Annotated in this window: 19 protein-coding genes and 1 pseudogene; 12 read left to right on the top strand and 8 right to left on the bottom strand. The window is 71.7% G+C overall.

Going from position 1 to position 20,489, the window contains the following annotated elements; translation table 11 throughout:
• Nucleotides 1-106 precede the first annotated feature (106 nt).
• The 5 genes from QM699_RS17160 to QM699_RS17180 all read left to right on the top strand — a co-directional run bounded on the left by QM699_RS17160 (nt 107) and on the right by QM699_RS17180 (nt 4,794).
• Nucleotides 107-538: a hypothetical protein gene (locus QM699_RS17160; RefSeq protein WP_415012241.1), complete on the top strand. Its 432-nt coding sequence runs from the start codon at nt 107-109 to the stop codon at nt 536-538.
• Entirely contained in the window at nt 481-1,893 is a 1,413-nt protein-coding gene (locus QM699_RS17165; protein WP_415012242.1) for a helix-turn-helix domain-containing protein, read from the top strand. The genes QM699_RS17160 and QM699_RS17165 overlap by 58 nt, the downstream gene beginning before the upstream one ends.
• The gene (locus QM699_RS17170; protein WP_415012243.1) at nt 1,886-2,113 is read left to right on the top strand and encodes a hypothetical protein; all 228 of its coding nucleotides are present in this window, start codon (nt 1,886-1,888) and stop codon (nt 2,111-2,113) included. The genes QM699_RS17165 and QM699_RS17170 overlap by 8 nt, the downstream gene beginning before the upstream one ends.
• An 85-nt stretch (nt 2,114-2,198) precedes the next feature.
• Nucleotides 2,199-3,623 (top strand): homospermidine synthase, encoded by a 1,425-nt coding sequence (locus tag QM699_RS17175; RefSeq protein WP_415012244.1) that lies wholly within the window; start codon nt 2,199-2,201, stop codon nt 3,621-3,623.
• Nucleotides 3,624-3,879: 256 nt separating this feature from the next.
• On the top strand, nt 3,880-4,794 hold the full coding sequence (locus QM699_RS17180; RefSeq protein ID WP_415012245.1) for an AAA family ATPase: 915 nt from the start codon (nt 3,880-3,882) through the stop codon (nt 4,792-4,794).
• A 20-nt stretch (nt 4,795-4,814) separates the two neighbouring features.
• Here the strand turns inward: QM699_RS17180 and QM699_RS17185 are convergent, their stop codons facing one another.
• Nucleotides 4,815-5,156: a hypothetical protein gene (locus QM699_RS17185; protein ID WP_415012246.1), complete on the bottom strand. Its 342-nt coding sequence runs from the start codon at nt 5,154-5,156 to the stop codon at nt 4,815-4,817.
• 119 nt (nt 5,157-5,275) lie between these two features.
• Between QM699_RS17185 and QM699_RS17190 the strand changes: the two genes are divergently transcribed.
• The gene (locus QM699_RS17190; protein ID WP_415012247.1) at nt 5,276-6,544 is read left to right on the top strand and encodes a vWA domain-containing protein; all 1,269 of its coding nucleotides are present in this window, start codon (nt 5,276-5,278) and stop codon (nt 6,542-6,544) included.
• On the top strand, nt 6,541-7,065 hold the full coding sequence (locus QM699_RS17195) for a phosphatase PAP2 family protein (RefSeq protein ID WP_415012248.1): 525 nt from the start codon (nt 6,541-6,543) through the stop codon (nt 7,063-7,065). The genes QM699_RS17190 and QM699_RS17195 overlap by 4 nt, the downstream gene beginning before the upstream one ends.
• Nucleotides 7,066-7,168: 103 nt before the next feature.
• On the opposite strand, the gene QM699_RS17200 is transcribed toward QM699_RS17195, so the two are convergent.
• Nucleotides 7,169-7,663: a fasciclin domain-containing protein gene (locus QM699_RS17200; RefSeq protein ID WP_415012249.1), complete on the bottom strand. Its 495-nt coding sequence runs from the start codon at nt 7,661-7,663 to the stop codon at nt 7,169-7,171.
• 176 nt (nt 7,664-7,839) lie between these two features.
• Between QM699_RS17200 and QM699_RS17205 the strand changes: the two genes are divergently transcribed.
• Nucleotides 7,840-9,012, top strand: a complete 1,173-nt coding sequence (locus tag QM699_RS17205) for a MalY/PatB family protein (protein WP_415012250.1) — start codon at nt 7,840-7,842, stop codon at nt 9,010-9,012.
• A 166-nt stretch (nt 9,013-9,178) separates the two neighbouring features.
• Nucleotides 9,179-10,057 carry a TIGR01459 family HAD-type hydrolase gene (locus QM699_RS17210; protein WP_415012251.1) on the top strand — a complete coding sequence of 293 codons (879 nt, stop codon included), beginning with the start codon at nt 9,179-9,181 and terminating at the stop codon, nt 10,055-10,057.
• Between the two features lie 106 nt (nt 10,058-10,163).
• Here the strand turns inward: QM699_RS17210 and QM699_RS17215 are convergent, their stop codons facing one another.
• The 5 genes and pseudogenes from QM699_RS17215 to leuC form a co-directional block, all read right to left on the bottom strand.
• Complete coding sequence (locus QM699_RS17215; RefSeq protein ID WP_415012252.1) at nt 10,164-10,457, bottom strand: I78 family peptidase inhibitor; 294 nt, start codon at nt 10,455-10,457, stop codon at nt 10,164-10,166.
• 105 nt (nt 10,458-10,562) lie between these two features.
• Nucleotides 10,563-10,871, bottom strand: coding sequence for an I78 family peptidase inhibitor (locus QM699_RS17220; RefSeq protein WP_415012253.1), 309 nt, complete (start codon nt 10,869-10,871; stop codon nt 10,563-10,565).
• Nucleotides 10,868-12,811, bottom strand: a complete 1,944-nt coding sequence (gene acs / locus QM699_RS17225; protein ID WP_415012254.1) for an acetate--CoA ligase — start codon at nt 12,809-12,811, stop codon at nt 10,868-10,870. Before acs ends, QM699_RS17220 begins: the two co-directional genes overlap by 4 nt.
• Nucleotides 12,812-12,879: 68 nt before the next feature.
• The gene (locus QM699_RS17230; protein ID WP_415012255.1) at nt 12,880-14,889 is read right to left on the bottom strand and encodes an acyltransferase family protein; all 2,010 of its coding nucleotides are present in this window, start codon (nt 14,887-14,889) and stop codon (nt 12,880-12,882) included.
• A 58-nt stretch (nt 14,890-14,947) separates the two neighbouring features.
• Nucleotides 14,948-16,355 (bottom strand): annotated as a pseudogene (gene leuC, locus QM699_RS17235) (3-isopropylmalate dehydratase large subunit).
• Between the two features lie 213 nt (nt 16,356-16,568).
• On the opposite strand from leuC, the gene tam reads away from it, so the two are divergent.
• On the top strand, nt 16,569-17,372 hold the full coding sequence (gene tam, locus QM699_RS17240; RefSeq protein ID WP_415012256.1) for a trans-aconitate 2-methyltransferase: 804 nt from the start codon (nt 16,569-16,571) through the stop codon (nt 17,370-17,372).
• A gap of 67 nt (nt 17,373-17,439) precedes the next feature.
• Nucleotides 17,440-17,757, top strand: coding sequence for a HesB/IscA family protein (locus QM699_RS17245; RefSeq protein ID WP_415012257.1), 318 nt, complete (start codon nt 17,440-17,442; stop codon nt 17,755-17,757).
• A gap of 201 nt (nt 17,758-17,958) precedes the next feature.
• Here QM699_RS17245 and QM699_RS17250 read toward each other — a convergent pair whose 3' ends face one another.
• The gene (locus QM699_RS17250; protein ID WP_415012258.1) at nt 17,959-18,315 is read right to left on the bottom strand and encodes a DUF305 domain-containing protein; all 357 of its coding nucleotides are present in this window, start codon (nt 18,313-18,315) and stop codon (nt 17,959-17,961) included.
• A gap of 124 nt (nt 18,316-18,439) precedes the next feature.
• Here QM699_RS17250 and QM699_RS17255 point away from each other — a divergent pair, with 124 nt between their 5' ends.
• A complete protein-coding gene (locus tag QM699_RS17255) occupies nt 18,440-20,242 on the top strand; it encodes an IlvD/Edd family dehydratase (RefSeq protein ID WP_415012791.1) in 1,803 nt (600 codons plus the stop codon).
• Nucleotides 20,243-20,489: the final 247 nt, after the last annotated feature.

The following is a 20,489-nucleotide window of genomic DNA, read 5'->3' on the forward strand; positions in this document are numbered from 1 at the left end:
CGGACCACGGACGAATCCCTAATCTGGATCAGTACCTTTCACGGTGCCATCGCCGCTGCCTTGCCTACCTGCTGACAGGGGCGGGGCAAGGGGAGCGATGGCGTCGGTGGGGAGGATTGCGGCGATCTCGGACTTCTGCGCCCCGCTGCCGGTGGCGCCGCCGACCGTCGGCGCCGCGGCGTCCCGGGCCGCTCGGCAGCGCTCGGCGCGCCCGGCCTCCCCATCGGCGCCGGAGCGCTTCGCCCGCCACGGTCGCGTGCTGTTCGTCGAGGAGACGATCCCGACGACGCATCATCTGCCCTATCTCGAATTCCATGCCTTCGACGGCACCTCCGTCACCGCCATCCGCCCCCGCGTCCCCGATCGCGCCGCCCCGTCCGAGGCCGCCCGGCTGCTCTCCGGCCTCTACGCGCAGATGCTGGCGCTGCCCGGGGTCCGGGCGCCGGTGCTCTGGTTCTATTCGCCGACGGTGCCGCCGCGGTGGTCTACGACTGCATGGACGAGCTGCCCGCCTTCGACTTCGCGCCCGCCGGCCTGAAGGAGGACGAGGCCGCGCTGATGGCTGCCGCCGATCTGGTGCTCACCGGCGGTCATGCGATCTTCGAGGCCAAGCGTGGGCTGCACGACAACATCCACCCGTTTCCGTCCAGCGTCGACCAGGGCCATTTCCGCCGTGCCCGCGACCGAGCCCGTGACGGCCTGCTCCCGCCCGCCGACCAGCGGGCGATCCCCGGCCCGCGCCTCGGCTATGCCGGCGTGATCGACGAGCGCCTCGATCTCGGGCTCGTTGCCAGGCTTGCGGCGGCGCGGCCCGGCTGGTCGGTGGTGATGGTCGGGCCGGTGGTCAAGATCGACCCGGGCAGCCTGCCGCAGGCGCCGAACCTGCACTGGCTCGGGCAGCGGCCCTATCCGATCGCCAACCATCCCGGATGGGACGACGACCGTCCCTGCGAGAGCGGCCTGCTCGGCGCGGCCCGGGCCGGCGGCGATCACGTCCTTCGGGACTGGAACCCGGCACGTCGATCCGGGGTTGCGGCAGGTGATCCGCGCCACGCCGCTCCTCGCCGGCGGCGGCACGGGTCGCCCGAGCGGGGGCCTCCCGCAGCCCGCCGAAGCCGGAGGCCGCCGATGAGCAGAACCGCCCTCTTCCTGCGCTCGCGCGCGACGACGCTCGACGACCGCGAGCGGGCCTGCCTCGAGGCGGCGATCACCGAGACGCGCACCTACGGCCGGCGGCGCACCGTGATCCGCCATGGCACGGCGATCGACGTCAGCCTCTACCTGATGCGGGGCACGATGTGCCGCTACATCGACAACAACCATGGCGACCGGCAGCTGGTTTCGATCCAGGTCCCGGGCGACTTCGTCGACCTGCACGGCTATCCGCTCAAGGTGCTGGACCACGACGTCGCCACCGTGACCGAGGTCGAGGTCGCGCTGTTCCGCCACGCCGATCTCGACGCCCTCGTCGCGGCCGAGCCGGCGCTGGCCCGAAAGCTCTGGTTCTCGACCCTGCTCGACGCCGCGATCCACCGGGAATGGATCTTCAAGCTCGGGCGCCTGCCGTCGCATGGCCGTGTCGCGCACTTCCTCTGCGAGACCGAGCTGCGGCTGCGGGCCGTCGGCCTGTCGGATGGTGCTCGCTTCGGGCTGCCGCTGACCCAGCCGGATCTGGCCGAAGTCTGCGGCCTCACCAGCATCCACGTCAACCGCGTGCTCCGCGACCTGCGGGAGCAGGGGCTCGTCACCGTCCGCGCGGGGATCGTCGACATCCGCGAGCCCCGGGCCCTGGCGCGGCTCGGGGAGTTCGATCCGGCGTATCTCTACGTCGAGCGCGCTTCCATCGCCGTGTCGCCGGCGCGGGCCGTGCGGGAGAGGAAGGCCAATGGGTGAGCCCGAGGACAGGCGCCACGCCAGCTCCACGCCCGGCACCGCCGCCGCGGAGGCCGGGGTCGTGATCTTCGACGGCCCGCAGGGCGCCGTCGCGACGCTGACCCCCGAGGCCGCGGCGGCAACGAGCGAAAACCTGCGCCGCGCCGCCCGGGCCGCCGCCGAGCAGCGCCAGACCGGCCCGGAGCCGGTGAAGCTCGGAACCGCTGGCCGCGACGACTGAGCCCCCCAATCGGAACATCGCGGGGGTGGCCCCCGGGCGTGCGCGTCGGCTAGAACGGCGGCGGGCGGGACCCGGAGGAGACGAGATGCCGCAGAGCTACCCCAACCATGGCCGGATCGACGGGCCGGTGGTCATCATCGGGTTCGGGTCGATCGGTCAGGGGACGCTGCCGCTGATCGAGCGGCATTTCACCTACGATCCCCACGACGTGCACGTGATCGAGCCGAGCGACACGCACCGCACGTTCCTTGAGCAGCGCGGGGTGCATTTCATCCACCACGCGCTGACGGAAGAGAACTACCGCGCGCTGCTCGGGCAGCTCTTCAAGGGCGGCAAGGGCTTCTGCGTCAATCTGTCGGTTGATACCAGCTCGCTCGACATCATGCGTTTCTGCCGCGAGATGGGGGTTCCCTACATCGACACGGTGGTGGAGCCGTGGGCCGGTCACTACTTCGACCTGACCCTCGCGCCGGCCGACCGGACGAACTACGCCCTGCGCGAGAAGGTGCGGGCCGAGGCGCGGGCCAATCCCGGCGGCGCCACCGCGGTCTCGTGCTGCGGCGCCAACCCCGGGATGGTGTCTTGGCTGCTGAAGGAAGCGCTGCTGCGGCTCGCCGCGGACACCGGGCGGGACGCGACGCCGCCGAAGGACCGCGCGGGCTGGGCGCGGCTGATGTGGAACCTCGGCGTGAAGGGGGTGCATGTCGCCGAGCGCGACACCCAGGCCGGGCGCGACGCCAAGCCCCTGCACGCCTTCGTCAACACCTGGTCGGTGGAGGGGTTCGTGTCGGAGAGCTTCCAGCCGGCGGAACTGGGCTGGGGCACGCACGAGCGGTGGTTCCCGCCGAACGGGCACAGCTTCGACGAGGGCTGCCGGGCGGCGATCTACCTCGACACGCCCGGCCTGCTCACCAAGGTCCACACCTGGACCCCGGAGGCGGGCCCGCAGTACGGCTTTCTCGTCACCCACAACGAGGCGATCTCGATCTCGGATTACTTCACCGTCGGCGACCCGGCGGCGCCGGAGTTCCGGCCGACCTGTCACTACGCCTATCATCCCTGCGGGCAGGCGGTGCTGTCCCTGCACGAGATGCTGGGCTCGGGCGTGGTGCAGGAGCGGCTGAAGATCCTCGACGAGAACGAGATCCTCTGGGGCGAGGACTGCCTCGGCGTGCTGCTCTACGGTCATGACCGGAACGCGCTCTGGTATGGCTCGCGGCTGTCGATCCAGGAGGCGCGCGCGCTGGCGCCGTTCCAGAACGCGACGGGGCTGCAGGTGACGAGCGCGGTGATCGCCGGGATGGCCTGGGCGCTCAGGAACCCGAACGCCGGCATCGTCGAGACCGAGGAGATGGACCACGCCTTCTGCCTCGACGTGATGCGGCGATACCTCGGGCGGATCGAGGCGCACTATACCGACTGGACGCCGATCGCGACGCGCTGGGCGCAGTTCGCGGAAGAGATCGACGAGGACGATCCGTGGCAGTTCCAGAACGTGCTGGCGACCTGAGAGGGCGCATCCAGGGCCGCGGCCGGGCCCCGCTCACCTGACGACGGGCGGGCCGCTTGCCGGGGAGGCGCGTCGGCCCGCCCGCGGACGGGCGCGGCGCGGGGTCCTGGCGGGTGCGGGATCGGAAGCTCTGCGCCTTGGCGAAGCGGCGGCCTCCCGAGGGCGCCGCTTCGAGCGTGCGGATGCAGGTCCGGCCGCCCTTGACCCCGTCCCGTCTCACGGCGAAGGCTGCACGCTGCGCGGCGGGGAGGAAGACATGGGCGAGGCGGTTCCGGCGGGCATCGACGCGACGCAGGCGATGCTGGCGGGCGAGGGGTACGTCGCCGGGCGCGGGCTCGCGACGGTGGTGTTCCTGGCGCTCAGGCTCGGGCGGCCGCTGTTCCTCGAGGGCGAGGCGGGTGTCGGCAAGACCGAGATCGCCAAGGCACTGGCGAGCGGGCTGGGGCGCCGGCTGATCCGGTTGCAGTGCTACGAGGGCCTCGACGCCGCGAGCGCGGTCTACGAATGGAACTTCCCGGCGCAGATGGTGGCGATCCGCACCGCCGAGGCGGCGGGCGGCATGGACCGGCAGGGGCTGACGGCGGAGCTGTTCTCCGGCGACTACCTGATCCGCCGGCCGCTGCTCGAGGCGATGGAGCCGCACCCCGAGGGAGCGCCGGTGCTGCTGATCGACGAGCTGGACCGGACGGACGAGCCCTTCGAGGCGTTCCTGCTGGAGGCGCTGTCCGACTTTCAGGTGACGATCCCGGAACTCGGCACCATCCGGGCACCGGAGCCGCCCATCGTGATCCTGACCTCGAACCGCACGCGCGAGGTGCACGACGCGCTGAAGCGGCGGTGCCTCTATCACTGGGTCGACTATCCCGACTTCGACCGGGAACTCTCGATCCTGCGGGCGCGGGCGCCGGAGGCGGGCGAGACGCTGTCGCGGCAGGTGGTCGCCTTCGTGCAGGCGCTGCGCGGCGAGGACCTGTTCAAGCGGCCGGGCGTGGCGGAGACGATCGACTGGGCGAAATGCCTCGTCGCGCTCGACGCCATCGCGCTGTCGCCGCAGGTGATCGCCGACACGCTTGGCGCGCTGCTCAAGTATCAGGACGACATCGCCCGGCTGCAGGCGTTGGAGGCGAAGCGGTTGCTCGACGCGGCCGAGGCGGCGCTGGCGGCGGGATGAGCGGCGCCAGCGCCTGCGGGTCAGGACTTCGGGCGGACGTAGATCACGATGGGCTGCGGATCGTAGCAGGTCCGGAAGCCCTTGTCGTAAGTGATGTCTTCCGGGATCGCCGTCAGGTGCAGGTTGGCGTCGCGCCAGCACTGCGCGGGATCGAGCGCCACCGTGCCGTCCGGGCCGGTCTGGTCGTCGGTCCAGACATACCCGCCGTGATGGACGGTGCGGACCTGAGCCGGCATGAGGTTGCCGGTGCTGGCCTCTCGCACCTCGACGATGATCGGCTTGTCGAGGAAGTCGGCAAAGGCAGGAAGGACAGTTGCGGTCACGCCAGCGGCGGCCGCGAGAGCGACGAAGACGGGTTTCATCTGAAGTGTTCCACAATGAATTTCGACGCGGATGGAAAGTCCGGCGTCCGGGAATTGGCAGGTGACTCAGGCACGGCGTTGAATGGCGCAAGATTACCACTTCTGCGATGGTCTCTGCAATGGTGACGATTGCGGAGGCGCATCGTGCCGGGAACGGCCGGCTCGTCGACAACATCGCGCATTTCGCCCGGGCGCTGCGCGCGGCGGGGGTGCCGGCGGGGACGGGGCGGGTGATCGACGCGATCCGGGCGGTCGAGGCGGTGGGCCTCGGGGATCGGGGGGATTTCCAGGCGGCGCTGGAGGCGAGCCTGATCTCGCGGCCGGAGCATCGGGCGGTGTTCGGCGAGCTGTTCCGGCTGTTCTGGCGCGATCCGCGGTTCGACGAGCACATGATGGGGCTGCTCCTGCCCACCGTGCGGGGCATGGTGCCGGCGGCGGCGCCGAAGTCCGGGGAGCGGCGGGCGGCGGAGGCGCTGGTCGAGGGCGCGCACCTGCCGCGGCCGGAGCCGGAGGCGGGCGAGGAGGTCGAGTTCGACGCGACGCTGACCTTCTCCGCCGACGAGCGGCTGAAGCGGCTCGATTTCGAGCAGATGTCGCCGGCCGAGGCGGCGGAGGCGAAGCGGGCGATCGCGCGGCTCGCGCTGCCGGTGGAGCCGCTCGCCAGCCGGCGGACGCGGCCGAGCGCGCGGGGCCGGGTGCCGGACTGGCGCGGCACGATGCGCGCGGGCCTGCGCTCGGGCGGTGACGTGGAGCGGCTGGTGTTCCGGGCGCGGCGCCAGCGCTGGCCGAACCTGGTGGCGCTCTGCGACATCTCCGGGTCGATGTCGTCCTATTCCCGGATGCTGCTGCACTTCCTGCACGCGGCGGCGAATGCGCGCGGCGCGGGGTGGGCGCAGGTCCACGCGTTCACCTTCGGCACCCGGCTCACCAACGTCACGCGGCACCTGCGGCAGCGGGACGCCGACGCGGCACTGGCGGCGGCGGGCCGCGAGGCGGAGGACTGGGAGGGCGGCACGCGGATCGGCGAGGCGCTGCACGCCTTCAACCGCGACTGGTCGCGGCGGGTGCTCGGGCAGGGGGCGGTGGTGCTGCTCATCACCGACGGGCTGGACCGCGGCGAGCCGGAACGGCTGGCGCGCGAGATGGAGCGGCTGCAGTTGTCGGCGCGGCGGCTGATCTGGCTGAACCCGCTGCTGCGCTGGGACGGGTTCAGCGCGCGCGCCCGCGGCATCCGGGCGATCCTGCCGCATGTGGACAGCTTTCGCGCCTGCCATTCCATCGCCTCGCTCGAGGCGCTGTCGGCGGCGTTGAGCCGGCCGGACGATCCGGTTGATATGGCGCGTATCCGGCGGTTGCTGGACGACAGGCAGGCAGGAGAAGAAAAATGAGACGGATGGCTCTGGCAGCGGTGGCCGCGCTGGTGGCGGTTCCGATGGCGGCAGGACCGGCGGCGGCAGGGGATGCCTTCGAGACGACGGGCGACGTGCTGCGCTGGGCGCTGCCCGCGGCGGCGGCGGGATGCGCCTGGCAGCAGGACCGGCTGGCGAGCTACGCCGTCGGCCTCGGCACGGCCGCGGTGGTGACGGAGGGCCTGAAGAAGGGCCTCGGCGACTCGCGGATCAACGAGCGGCCGAACGGCGAGAGCGAGGGGTTTCCCTCGGGCCATGCGGTCACGGCGTTCTCCGGCGCGGGCGACCTGATGCTGCACTGCGCCCCCGGCAACCCTTGGGTGGCGGCGACGGCCGGCGGCGCGGCGGTGCTGGTCGCCGCCTCGCGGCTCGATGCCGACGAGCACGATCTGCTGCAGGTGGTGGCGGGCGCCGCGCTCGGGTTCTTCTCGACCGGCATCCAGGTGACGAAGGGCCCGGGCGGCAGCGGCTACGGGCTCAGCTACGAACTGCGGTTCTGAGCAATCTCTCCACGGGCTGCACGACAGTCCGCCTCTGCGGGCGGCGACCGCGTGTCCGTGATCGCCGGAGCGACCCCGGCCGGGCGCCGGATCCTCCGGCCGCTCAGCGCGGCTTCAGTACGCCGCCGATCAGGTGGACGACGCCGTTCGAGGCCTCGAGGTCGGCGAGCGTGACGGGAACGCCGTTGACGGTGAGCCCGCTGCCGGTGCCGTCGACGTTGAGGCTGGTGCCCGCGAGTGTCGTATAATTGATGTCGACGCCGGACAGGAAGGCGACGGTGAAGTCGCCCGGCACGACGTGATAGGCGACGAGCTTCGACAGCGCGCCGGGGTCGGACGGCAGGCCCGCGGCGGAAATCGCCCGGTCGGTCGGGGCGAAGAGCGTGTAGGGGCCGGGGCCGGAAAGGCGCTCGCTGAAGCCGGCCTTGCCGAGCGCGCCGACGAAGCGGCGGGCGCCGTTGGCGCGCGCGACGTCGAGCACGTCGCCGCCGGCGGAGCGCGCGGCCGTTCCGCCGCCGCCACCGCCACCACCGCAGGCTGCGAGCGGCAGGAGGCTCGCGGCGAGGAGGAGTTTCAGTCCGTCGCGGCGGGTCGGCATGGGCGGGCTCCTTGGCAGGCGCGGCGCTGCTGCGACAGGCGCCGGCGGGCGGCCACCCTAGGGGGGGCCGTCGCACCGGTCAACTCGCGCCGCGACCCGGCGTTCCGGCGCGGGGTTGAAGCGCCGGCCCCGGCGCAGTAGGCCCGAAGGCGGACCGTCAGGCGCGAGGACCCCCCATGTTCGACTTCGACGAGATCATCGACCGGCGCGGCACGCATTGCTCGAAGTGGGACATGATGCAGCCGCTCTATGGTGTTGCGCCGGAGGACGGGCTCGCGATGTGGGTGGCGGACATGGACTTCCGCCCGCCGGCCGCCGTCAGTGCCGCGCTCGAGGCCGAGGTGCGGCACGGGGTCCACGGCTATTTCGGCGGCGATGCCGACTGGAAGGCGGCGGTCGCGGGATGGATGGCGCGGCGGCACGGCTGGGAGGTGGAGCCCGCGTCGATCGCCACGACCCACGGGCTCGTCGCCGGCTTCGCGCTGTGCCTGCAGGCGTTCACCGCGCCGGGCGACGGGGTGATCCTGTTCACGCCGGTCTACCACGCCTTCCACCGGATCGTCCGGGCGAACGGGCGCGAGCTGGTGCAGTCGCCCCTCGTGGAGCGGGACGGCCGCTACGAGATGGACCTCGACGCGCTCGCCGGGGCGCTGACCGGGCGGGAAAAGGTGGTGGTGCTCTGCTCGCCGCACAATCCCGGCGGGCGGGTGTGGAGCCGGGAGGAGCTGCGAGCGCTGGCGGACTTCTGTGCGGCCCACGACCTGCTGCTGATCTCGGACGAGATCCACCACGATCTGGTGATGCCCGGCGGCCGGCACGTGGCGATGCCGCTGGCGGCGCCCGAGGTGGTGGAGCGGCTCGTGATGCTGACGGCGCCGACCAAGACCTTCAACATCGCCGGCGCGCTGACGGGAAACGTCATCATCCCGGACGAAGGGCTGCGGGCGCGCTTTGCCGCCGTGCAGATGGCGAGCGGCGGCAGTCCGAACCGCTTCGGCGTGCTGGCCGCGACGGCGGCCTATGCGGAGGGCGACGCCTGGGTGGACGCGCTCTGCGGGTATCTCGCCGGCAACGCGGCGGCGTTCGACGCGGGCGTCGACGCGATTCCCGGCGTGCGGTCGATGCGGCTGGAGGGGACATATCTTGCATGGGTGGACTTCGCCGGCACCGGCATGACGGCGGAAGAGGTGCAGGCCCGGGTCGAGCGCACCGCGCGGATCGCGGCGAGCCACGGCGCGACGTTCGGCCTCGGCGGCGAGAGCTTCATGCGCTTCAACCTCGCGACGCCGCGGGCGCGGATCGACGAGGCGGTGCGCCGGCTGCAGGCAGCGTTCGGCGACCTGCAGTAGGACGAGCGCACCCCGCAGGCGACGGCGGCGGCGACCTCCGGGGAGATCTCTGCCGGTCCCCGACGGCCCCTGCCGCGTGTCCGCGCCGCAGCGGGGGTGGCCTCGCCGGTTTTGCGTCCGCCGGCGGAATGCGCTAGCTCGGGGGCGTGGACAGGGAGACGCGCGCATGACCGAGATCATCCAGTCGCTGGAGGACGTCGGGCCGGGATACCGGACGCTGTTCTGCGACCTCTGGGGGTGCCTGCACGACGGGGTGAAGGCGTTTCCCGCGGCGGTGGCGGCGCTCGAGGCGTTCCGCGGCCGGGGTGGCACAGTGGCGCTCGTCACCAACTCGCCCCGGCCGGCGGGCGACGTGGCGCGGCAGCTCGACGGGCTCGGGGCGCCGCGCTCGTGCTGGGACCTGATCGTCTCGTCGGGCGACGCGGCACAGGAGGCGCTGAAGGCCGGGGCGTTCGGCCGGCGGGTCCACCACATCGGGCCGGAGCGCGACCTCGTGTTCTTCCGCGATGCCGAGGGGCGGCCGCTCGACGTCGAGCGGGTGCCGCTCGAGGCGGCGGAGGGCATCGTCTGCACCGGGCTGTTCGATGACCGGACCGAGACGCCGGACGACTATCGCGCGACGATCCTCTACGGCAAGACCAGGGGGATGAAGCTGCTCTGCGCCAACCCGGATATCGTCGTCGACGTGGGCGACCGGCGGATCTACTGCGCCGGCGCGATCGCCAAGGCGTATCAGGAGGCGGGCGGGCGCGCCTACTACTTCGGCAAGCCGCATTCGCCGATCTATGCGCTGGCGCGGCGCAAGGTCACGGCGCTGACCGGCGAGGCGCCGCGCGAGGACGAGATCCTCTGCGTCGGCGACGGCATCGCCACGGACATCCTCGGGGCGATGGGCGAGGGGCTCGACGCCCTGTTCATCGCCGGCGGCCTGGCGGCGGCCGAGACCGGCACGCAGGAATTCGGCGTGCCGGACCCGGAGCGGCTCGCGGCCTGGCTTAGCGTCGAGCGGCTGGAGCCCCGGTTCAGCATGGGCTTCCTGCGGTAGGGCAATATCCAACCGGGCGGAATCGTCCGGCGGTCGAGATATTGCGCCAGTTCAAGGCTCCAGAGCGGACGGCCCGGCTCTGCCGGGACGAACCGCGCTCCGGCCGTCAGCCGCAGAAGACGCGGGTGATCCTGTCGGTCTTGTCGACGCTGACGTTCATCCGCTCCTCGCGATAGTCCATCGTGGCGGGCGTGGTGGGGAAGAGCACCCGGGTGCCCTTCGGCAGCTCGACTTCGTTCAGAACGTCGACGCGCTTGCCGACCCAGTCCTGATGCGCGTCCGCCGGGCAGGTGCCGCCAGCGGTTTCCGCCGGCGCGGCCGCGTCGCCCGGCTTCTTCAGCTCGGCACAGGCGCCGAGCGCCAGGAGGAGGCCGAGGCCGACGAGCGGGAGGCGGGACATGGGCGCGGGTTCCTTTCAGGGGGGAGGCGGGACGGCCGCGAGGCAACCACAGCGCCGCGGGCTTGGCAACCCGGGCGCTGGGGTCCGGGCGGCACCATCGCCGCCTCAGCCGCACTGCACCTTGGCGATGCGGTTTGCGTCGTCGATCCGTACGGTGGTGCGTTCCGAGCGGAACATCGGGCCGCCGCTCTCGCCCGGGTAGAGCACGCGGAAGGCGCCGGTGAAGGCCGCGCCGTTCGCCGCGCTCGCCTGCTGGCCGACCAGCCCCTGCAGGTGGCTGGCGCCGCAGGTGTCGTCGGCGACGGGGAAGGCGATGCCGTCGCCGGCCGCGTCGCCCACTGCCGGCGCCGCGCCGGTGTCGCAGGCGGCCAGCGCGAGCAGCACCGGCAGCGCGAGTGCGATCCGCAGGCTCATGCCCGGTTCATCCTGTTGTCGATGAGGTCGTCGACGACGGTGGGGTCTGCGAGGGTCGAGGTGTCGCCGAGGGCGGCATAGTCGTTTTCGGCGATCTTGCGCAGGATGCGGCGCATGATCTTGCCGGAGCGGGTCTTGGGCAGGCCCGGGGCCCACTGGATCAGGTCGGGGCTGGCGATCGGGCCGATCTCCTGGCGCACCCAGGCGACCAGTTCCCTGCGCAGCGCCTCGGTGTACTCCTCGCCCGCCATCAGCGTGACGTAGGCATAGATCCCCTGGCCCTTGATCGAATGCGGGTAGCCGACGACGGCGGCCTCGGCGACCTTCGGATGGGCGACCAGCGCGCTCTCCACCTCCGCCGTGCCCATGCGGTGGCCCGAGACGTTGATCACGTCGTCGACCCGGCCGGTGATCCAGTAGTCGCCGTCCGCGTCCCGCCGGCAGCCGTCGCCGGTGAAGTAGAACCCCTTGTACTGGCTGAAGTAGGTGTCGACGAAACGCGCGTGGTCGCCCCAGACCGTGCGCATCTGCCCGGGCCACGAGTCGGCGATGCAGAGCACCCCCTCGCACGGGTTCGCGGTGATCTCCGCCCCGGTGCCCGGCTCGAGCACCACGGGCCTCACCCCGAAGAACGGCTTCGTCGCCGAGCCGGGCTTGGTCGGGATCGCGCCGGGCAGCGGCGTGATCAGGATGCCGCCGGTCTCGGTCTGCCACCAGGTGTCCACGATCGGGCAGCGGCCCTTGCCCACCACCTCGTCGTACCAGTTCCACGCCTCCGGGTTGATCGGCTCGCCGACCGAGCCGAGGATGCGCAGGCTCGAGAGGTCGTGGGCGTCCACCCACGCGCGCCCCTGGCCCATCAGCGCCCGGATCGCCGTCGGCGCGGTGTAGAAGATGTTGACCCTGTGCTTGGCGCAGACCGACCAGAACCGCCCCGCGTCCGGCCAGGTCGGCACCCCCTCGAACATCAGCGTCGTCGCCCCGTTCGCCAGCGGCCCGTAGACGATGTAGCTGTGCCCCGTCACCCAGCCGACGTCCGCGGTGCACCAGTAGATGTCGCCGTCGTGGTAGTCGAAGACGTACCTGTGGGTCAGCGCGGCATAGGCGAGATAGCCGCCGGTGGTGTGCACGACGCCCTTCGGCTGGCCGGTCGAGCCCGAGGTGTAGAGGATGAACAGCGGGTCCTCCGCCGCCATCGCCACCGGCGCGCAGTCCGCCTCGACGCCCGCCATCGCCTCGTGCAGCCAGATGTCGCGGCCCTCGGTCCACGCGATGTCGCCGCCGGTGCGCCGGACCACCAGCTGCTTCACGCCCGAAAGCCCGGCGAGCGCCTTGTCGGCGTTGGCCTTCAGCGGCGTCCGCCGGCCGCCGCGCGGCGCCTCGTCGGCGGTGACGACGAGCTTCGCGCCGGAATCCTCGATGCGCGAGCGCAGCGCGTCGGGCGAGAAGCCGGCGAAGACGATCGAGTGGATCGCGCCGATCCGGGTGCAGGCGAGCATCGCATAGGCCGCCTGCGGGATCATCGGCAGGTAGAGCACCACCCGGTCGCCCTTGCCCACCCCGAGGGACAGCAGCACGTTGGCGAGCTTCGAGACCTCGGCGTGCAGCTGCCGGTAGCTGATGTGCTCGGCGACCTCGGGGTCGTCGCTCTCCCAGATGATCGCCGTCTGCTCGCCCCGCGTCGCGAGATGCCGGTCGATGCAGTTCGCCGAAACGTTGAGCCGGCCGTCCTCGAACCACTTGATCGACACGTCCGGATACGCGAACGACGTCTCCTTCACCTTCGTGAACGGCGTCATCCACTCCAGCCGCTCCCCCTGCTCCCGCCAGAACCCCTCCGGATCCTCAACAGAACGACGGTACATCTCGACGTAGCCCGACGCGTCGATGTGCGCGTGGGCGGCGGTCTCCGGGGATGGCTCGTGGATAGACTCGGACATGGCGGTTCCCCCTGATTGATTTATTCCGGACCTTAGAAAATTGCGCAGGAGATGGAAAGCGCGTCCGATCAGGAAAGGCTGCGCCGGGCCGCGTCGATCGCCCGCATGACCTCGGGCATCACGAGGCCGGCGCCGAAATTGTTCAGGTGGTTGTCGTCGAAGTAGAGCGGCCGGTCGCCGAGGCTGTTGAGGCAGCGGCCCGGGACCTGCGTGTCGCAGAGGATCGACGCGGGTCGGACGCGGTAGAGGTTCGGGCTGTCGATGGCGTCGAAGGCGGCGATCACCGCCGCCTGGCGCCGGGCATAGGCCGCGGCGTCGGTGGTGAGCGTCACCGGCCCGGACGCGGCCTCGCGCCGGCGGGCGAGCTCTTCCGGGACGTTCCAGCCTGCCTCGGGGATCGGATAGACGAGAACGACGCGGTGGCCGCCGGCGAGCAGCGCCTCGATGCCGCGGACATAGGTGGCGATCACTGCCGCTTCGCGGTCGGGCGGCACCGGCTGGCCGAGCGGCGTGAGGACGTCGCCGGGCTGCCCCTCGGCGCCGCCCTCGCCGTTGTCGAAGCCGTGCGGCGCCGTACCGGCGGTCCAGCGGGCGGCGAGGACGACGACGGGGAAGTCCGACCGCGCCACGTAGTCCTCGACGCCGCGCACCCAGGCGTCGCAGGCGGGCGAGGCGGCGTCGCTGGTGCGGTCGAGGCCGGGGACCGGCGGGCAGGCGCTGCGGGTGACGGAGTAGAAGCGGAAGCCTTCGGCCTCGGCCGCGGTGAAGAAGGCGCCCTGCAGCGCGTCGGCATGGCTGTCGCCCCAGAAGGCGACGGCGGGCGCCGAGCCGTCGACGAGGCAGCCGGGGCGCGGGTGCACCGGGTTCGGGTCGGTGAGGCCGGTCTTGCAGGTCTCGCGGTGTGGGTTGGTGTCGGTGACGGTGGCGAGGATGGCGCGCACGGCCGCGGGTTTGCGCGCCTCGAGGCCGTTCGTGGCGATCCCGACGAGGCCGAGCGCGGCGAGGCCGGCGATGGTGGCGCCGGCCACCGCGAGGACCCGGGCCGACGGCGCGCCGCCGGGGCGGCGGAACGGCCGCTCGACGAAGGCCCAGGTCGGCCAGGCGAGCAGCACCGCGGCGGCGCCGAGCGCGAAGAGCACCGCGGGCGGCAGCGCGTCGCCGAAGCGGATGCGGGCGAAGGCGAGGATCGGCTGGTGCCAGAGGTAGGCGGAATAGCTGACAAGGCCGATGCCGACGAGCGGCGGCAGCGACAGGAGCCGGGTGGCGGATGCGCCGGGCCGGGCGCAGGCCAGGACCGCGGCGGTGCCGGCGCAGGCGAGCACGTTCGGCAGCACGCCAAGGTGCAGGCCGGCCGGCGCCGCGGCCATGCCGGCGACGATGGCCGCGAGGCCCGCCGCCGCCAGCGCGTCGGCGCCGCGCGGCGGGCGGGGCAGGGCGAGCGCGGCGAGGCCGCCGAGCAGCAGCTCCCACGCGCGGAACGGCAGCAGGAAGAAGCCGGCCGAGGGATGGCGCGTCTCGATCCACACGGCGGCGGCAAGGCTGGCGAGCCCCGCGACGGCGAGGATGGCGGTGCGTGCCCGGTGGTGCCAGAGCAGCGCGAGGAGGGGCGGGAACAGGATGTAGAACTGTTCCTCGATCCCGAGGCTCCACGTGTGCAGCAGCGCGAGGCGGTGGGCGTCGGGGCCGAAATAGTCGAGCTGCAGCCAGAACAGCACGTTCGAGACCGAGAGCGCGGTGGCGAGGATGCCCTGCCCGAGGCCCTTCAGCTCCGGCGGCGACATCCAGGCGAGGCCGAACGGGATGCAGGCGAGAAGGACGACCGTCAGCGCCGGCAGGATGCGCCGGGCGCGGCGCTCGTAGAAGCGGGCGATGGAGAAGCGCCCGGCGCGCAGGTCGCGGGCGAGGATCCCGGTGATGAGAAATCCCGAGATGACGAAGAAGACGTCGACCCCGAGATAGCCGCCGGCGAAGGCCGGGACGCCGGCGTGGAACAGGATGACGGGCAGCACGGCGACGGCGCGCAGGCCGTCGACCTCGCGGCGCCAGCCGCGGCTGGAAGGGGGGGAGGCGTCGGTCATCGGGCCGTGGCGGAGGCGGGCGGCCGGGCGGGCGCAGGCCGCGCCCGGCCGCGCACCGTCACATCAGCTCGCGCACGTCGGTCAGCCGCCCGGTGATCGCCGCCGCCGCCGCCATCCCGGGCGAAAGCAGGTGGGTGCGGCCGCCGCGGCCCTGCCGGCCCTCGAAGTTGCGGTTCGAGGTCGAGGCGCAGCGCTCGCCCGGCGCGAGCTGGTCGGGATTCATCCCGAGGCACATCGAGCAGCCGGCCATGCGCCAGTCGAACCCCGCCTCGATGAGCTTCTGGGCGATGCCCTCCTCCTCGGCCTGCGCCCGGACGAGGCCGGAGCCGGGGACGATCATCGCGCGGATGCCGTCCTTGACGCGGCGGCCCTCCATCACCTTCGCCACCTCGCGCAGGTCCTCGATGCGGCCGTTGGTGCAGGAGCCGATGAACACCGTGTCGATCTCGATGTCCTGCAGCCGGGTGCCGGGGACGAGGCCCATGTATTCGAGCGACCGCCGGGCGGCGTCGACCTTGCCGCCCGTGAAGTCCTCCGGGTTGGGCACGATGCCGGTGATCGGCAGCACGTCCTCCGGGCTCGTGCCCCAGGTCACGACCGGGGCGATGTCGGCGGCCTCGAGGATCAGCTCGCGGTCGAAGTGCGCGCCCTCGTCGGTGAAGAGCCCGCGCCAGTAGGCGAGCGCCATCTCCCAGTTGCCGCCCTTCGGCGCGTGCGCCCGGCCGCGGACGTACTCGAACGTGGTCTCGTCCGGCGCGATCAGGCCGGCGCGGGCGCCGCCCTCGATCGCCATGTTGCAGACCGTCATGCGGCCTTCCATGGAGAGGGCGCGGATCGCCTCGCCGCAGTATTCGATGACGTGGCCGTTGCCGCCCGCCGTGCCGGTCTCGCCGATGATCGAGAGGGTGATGTCCTTCGCCGTCACGCCGGGGCCGAGCGCGCCGCGGACCTCGACCTTCATGTTCTTCGACTTCTTCTGGATCAGCGTCTGGGTGGCGAGCACGTGCTCGACCTCCGACGTGCCGATGCCGTGGGCGAGGGCCCCGAACGCGCCGTGGGTCGCGGTGTGGCTGTCGCCGCAGACGATGGTCATGCCGGGCTGGGTCAGGCCCTGCTCCGGGCCGATGATGTGGACGATGCCCTGCCGCACGTCGGCGACGTCGTAGATCTCGACGCCGAACTCGGCCGCGTTCCGCCGCAGCGTCTCGACCTGGATGCGGCTTTCCTCGTTCTCGATGCCGTTCGCCCGGTTGATGTCGGTCGGAACGTTGTGGTCGGGAACGGCGACGGTCTTGCCGGGCGCGCGCACCTTGCGACCGGTCATCCGCAGCCCCTCGAACGCCTGCGGACTCGTCACCTCGTGGACGAGGTGGCGGTCGATGTAGAGCAGGCAGGTGCCGTCGGACGCCTCGTCGACGAGGTGGGCGTCCCAGAATCTTGTCATAGAGAGTTTTCGGAGCGGACATGCTTTCCTCCCGCGAGGATGGCTTCGACTTCTGGTTTGGGCAGGCTTGGTGGCAGGCGACGGCGCGCGATCAGCCGCGGGCGAGGATCCCGTGGGTGCTGCCGTAGAACCGCCAGGGGAGGCGGGCCCGGTCGTCCATGTCGAATATCCGTCGCATGGCCGCCGTATCTAGACCCGAATCGCAACCGCGACAAGCTGGCCGCGACAAGCCGGCGTGGTTGCGGTCCCGGCGCCGGCGCGCGATGCTGGCGGCATGGACTGGTCGGCGGCGCAGTACCGGAAATTCGAGGACCAGCGCACCCGGCCCTGCGTCGAGCTGCTGGCGCGGGTGCCGGGCGCGGTGGGGCGCGCGGTCGATCTCGGCTGCGGGCCGGGCAACTCGACCGAGGTCCTGTGCACCCGCTGGCCGGCGGCGCGGGTCACGGCGCTCGACAGCTCGCCCGACATGGTGGCCGCAGCGCGGGCGCGGCTGCCGGGGGTGGAGGTGGTCGAGGCGGATCTGGCGGCGTGGGACGACCCGGGGCCCTTCGACCTGATCCTCGCGAATGCCGTGCTGCAGTGGGTGCCGGCGCACGATCGGGTGTTTCCGGCGCTCGTCGATCGGCTGGCGCCCGGCGGCAGTCTGGCGGTGCAGATGCCCGACAATCTCGACGAACCGTCGCACCGCCTGATGCGCGAGGTGGCGGCCGGGGGCCCGTGGGCGCCGTCGATCGGCGACGCCGCGGCGCTGCGAACGCCGCGGCACCCGGTGGAGTGGTATGCCCGGCTGCTGCACGGCCGGGCGCGGCTCGACCTCTGGCGGACGACGTACCATCACCCGCTCGCCGGCGCGGCGGGGATCGTCGAGTGGCTGAAGGGGACGGGGCTCCGGCCGTTTCTCGCGCCGCTCGACGCCGGGCAGCGGGCCGGGTTTCTCGCGGCCTACGAGGCAGCGGTGGCGACGGCCTATCCGGCGCTGCCCGACGGGACGGTGCTCCTGCCCTTCCCGCGGCTGTTCATCGTCGCGACCCGGCGCTGAGCCCGGCCTTGCCGCAATGCCCGGCGGCTCCTATCTTCGGGGCAACAGTTGTCCAGAGGTCCGGGCCATGCTCGCCATTCCGCCGCGCGTCACCGACCGCGCCTTCGCCCGCCTGCGCGAGATCGGGGCGGTGCAGCCGCTGCGCGTCGCCGTCGAGGGCGGCGGCTGCTCGGGGTTCCAGTACGAGATCAAGCTCGACGATGCCGCCGAGGACGATCTGGTGCTGGAGAAGGACGGGGCGCGGGTGCTGATCGACCCGGTCTCGCTGCCGTTCCTCGCCAACGCCGAGATCGACTTTTCCGACGAGCTGATCGGGGCGAAGTTCGTGGTGCGCAACCCGAACGCCACCGCATCCTGCGGCTGCGGCACGTCGTTCTCGATGTGAGATCAGGGATCTCGCGCATTCGCTCGCTGGAAGCGCGCTGAGATCGCCGGGGTTCATATCGGATAGCGGCGCCCGAACCGGAGGCCGCCCCGCAGGATGTCCGGGCGGTCGCTTGCCGGATCTATCATCCTGGAGTCACGACTGCTCGCCCGCGAGGGGCTGGCGAGCGGCCGGTGGCAGGTAATTCGACGCGTCAGGCCGTTATCCTCCGTGCGCGGCCAGCCATGCCTGCATCTGCGCGATTTCCTTCTCCTGCGCCGCGATGACCCCCTCGGCGAGCGCCCGGATCTCCGGATCCTTGCCCTGCTCCAGCTCGATCTTCGCCATGTCGATGGCGCCCTGATGGTGCGGGATCATGCCCCGCACGAAGTCCACGTCGACGTTGCCGCTCGGCGGCACCATCATCGCCGCGTGCATCGTCTGCATCACCGCATCGAACGGCCCCGGCGCCTCGGCGGCCATCCCGGGCATCGCGCCCTTGGCCATTCCCGGCATCGTGTCCTCCGCATGGGCGGCTTGCGCCAGCAGCAGGCAAAGTCCCGTGAGCATCACGCGCATCTCGTCCTCCGACTTGAGTCTCGCCCGACCCTGCCGCTTCCCCCTGCTGGAAGGTCAACCCCCGCGAGACGGCTGTTGCCAACCCCGGGCGTCCGGTCCCATATCCTTGGCCGAAAAGGGAGGACTGACCTTGACCGCCGAGATCACCAAGGGCCTGCGCTCGCGCGCGTGGTTTGACAACCCAGGCAATCCGGACATGACCGCGCTCTATCTCGAGCGCTACCTCAACTTCGGCCTCAGCCGCGAGGAACTGCAGTCCGGCAAGCCGATCATCGGCATCGCGCAGACCGGCTCCGACCTCTCGCCCTGCAACCGCCACCACCTCGAGCTGGCCAAGCGCGTGCGCGACGGCATCCGCGACGCCGGCGGCATCGCGATGGAATTCCCCGTCCACCCGATCCAGGAGACCGGCAAGCGCCCGACCGCGGGCCTCGACCGCAACCTGTCGTACCTCGGCCTCGTCGAGGTGCTTTACGGCTATCCGCTCGACGGCGTGGTGCTGACGATCGGCTGCGACAAGACGACGCCGGCCATGCTGATGGCCGCGGCGACCGTCAACATCCCTGCCATCGCCTTCTCGGTCGGGCCGATGCTGAACGGCTGGTTCCGCGGCGAGCGCACCGGCTCGGGCACGATCGTCTGGAAGGCCCGCGAGATGATGGCCAAGGGCGAGATCGACTATGGCGGCTTCCTCGATCTCGTGGCGTCGTCGGCGCCCTCGACCGGCTACTGCAACACCATGGGCACCGCGACGACGATGAACTCGCTCGCCGAGGCGCTGGGGATGCAGCTGCCCGGCTCCGCCGCCATCCCCGCCCCGTACCGCGACCGGCAGGAGATGGCCTGGCGCACCGGCAAGCGCATCGTCGACATGGTGGCCGAGGACCTGAAGCCCTCCGACGTCATGACGCGCCCGGCGTTCATCAACGCCATCCGGGTCAACTCGGCGATCGGCGGCTCGACCAACGCGCCGATCCACCTCAACGCCATCGCCCGCCACCTCGGCGTCGAGCTCACCATCGAGGACTGGCAGGCGTATGGCGAGGAGATCCCGTTGCTCGTCAACCTGCAGCCGGCGGGCGAGTACCTCGGCGAAGACTACTACCACGCGGGCGGCGTGCCGGCGGTGTTCGGGCAGTTGATCGAGCACGACCTGATCGACGAGAGCGTGATGACCGTCAGCGGCAAGACCGTCGGCGAGTGCTACCGCGGTGTCGTCATCACCGACGAGAACGTCATCCGGCCGTTCGACCGGCCGCTGAAGGAACGCGCGGGGTTCCGGGTGCTGTCGGGCAACATCTTCCACTCGGCAGTGATGAAGATGAGCGTGATCTCCAAGGAGTTCCGCGACCGCTACCTGTCGAACCCGGCGCACCCGAACCACTTCGAGGGCCGCGCCGTGGTGTTCGACGGGCCGGAGGACTACCACCACCGGATCGACGACCCGAGCCTTTCGATCGACGAGAACACCATCCTGTTCATGCGCGGCGCCGGGCCGAAGGGCTATCCCGGCGCGGCGGAGGTGGTGAACATGCGGGCGCCGGACTATCTGCTGAAGCAGGGCGTGACCAGCCTCGTCTGTGTCGGTGACGGCCGGCAGTCGGGCACGAGCGGCAGCCCGTCGATCCTCAACGCCTCGCCGGAAGCGGCCTCGGGCGGCGGGCTGGCGCTGATCGAGACCGGCGACCGGGTGGTGCTCGACCTGAACGAGGGGCGGCTCGACCTGCTCGTCGACGACGCCGAGCTGGCGCGGCGGCGGGAGAATCTGGCGGCGGCCGGCGGCTATCAGTACCCGGCGCACCAGACGCCCTGGCAGGAAATCCAGCGCGGCCTTGTCGGTGAGCTGGAGACCGGGGCGGTGCTGGAGCCGGCGGTGAAGTACCAGCGCATCGCCCAGACCAAGGGCATCCCGCGCGACAACCACTGACGCGGGCGCTAAACGCGTCTCGAAGCTTGAGACGCGCGCGGTTTGGCACCAGTCGGAGCGCCGAAGAAAGACGGATTTGACGAGTGGCAAATCCGTCCGCGGCTGCCCCTCCGGGGGGCAGACGCGCAAGCGCGTCCGCCGGGGCAGCCACGGACGGATGGTGCGGTACGGAGAAATCTCGGCCCCCTGCGGCTTTCGATTGATCGAAAGCCGCCCGCCCCGGAAAACGCTCCACTGGAGCGTTTTC

Origin of the sequence: Amaricoccus sp., assembly GCF_047602525.1 — a bacterium.
Classification (GTDB): Bacteria; Pseudomonadota; Alphaproteobacteria; order Rhodobacterales; family Rhodobacteraceae; genus Amaricoccus.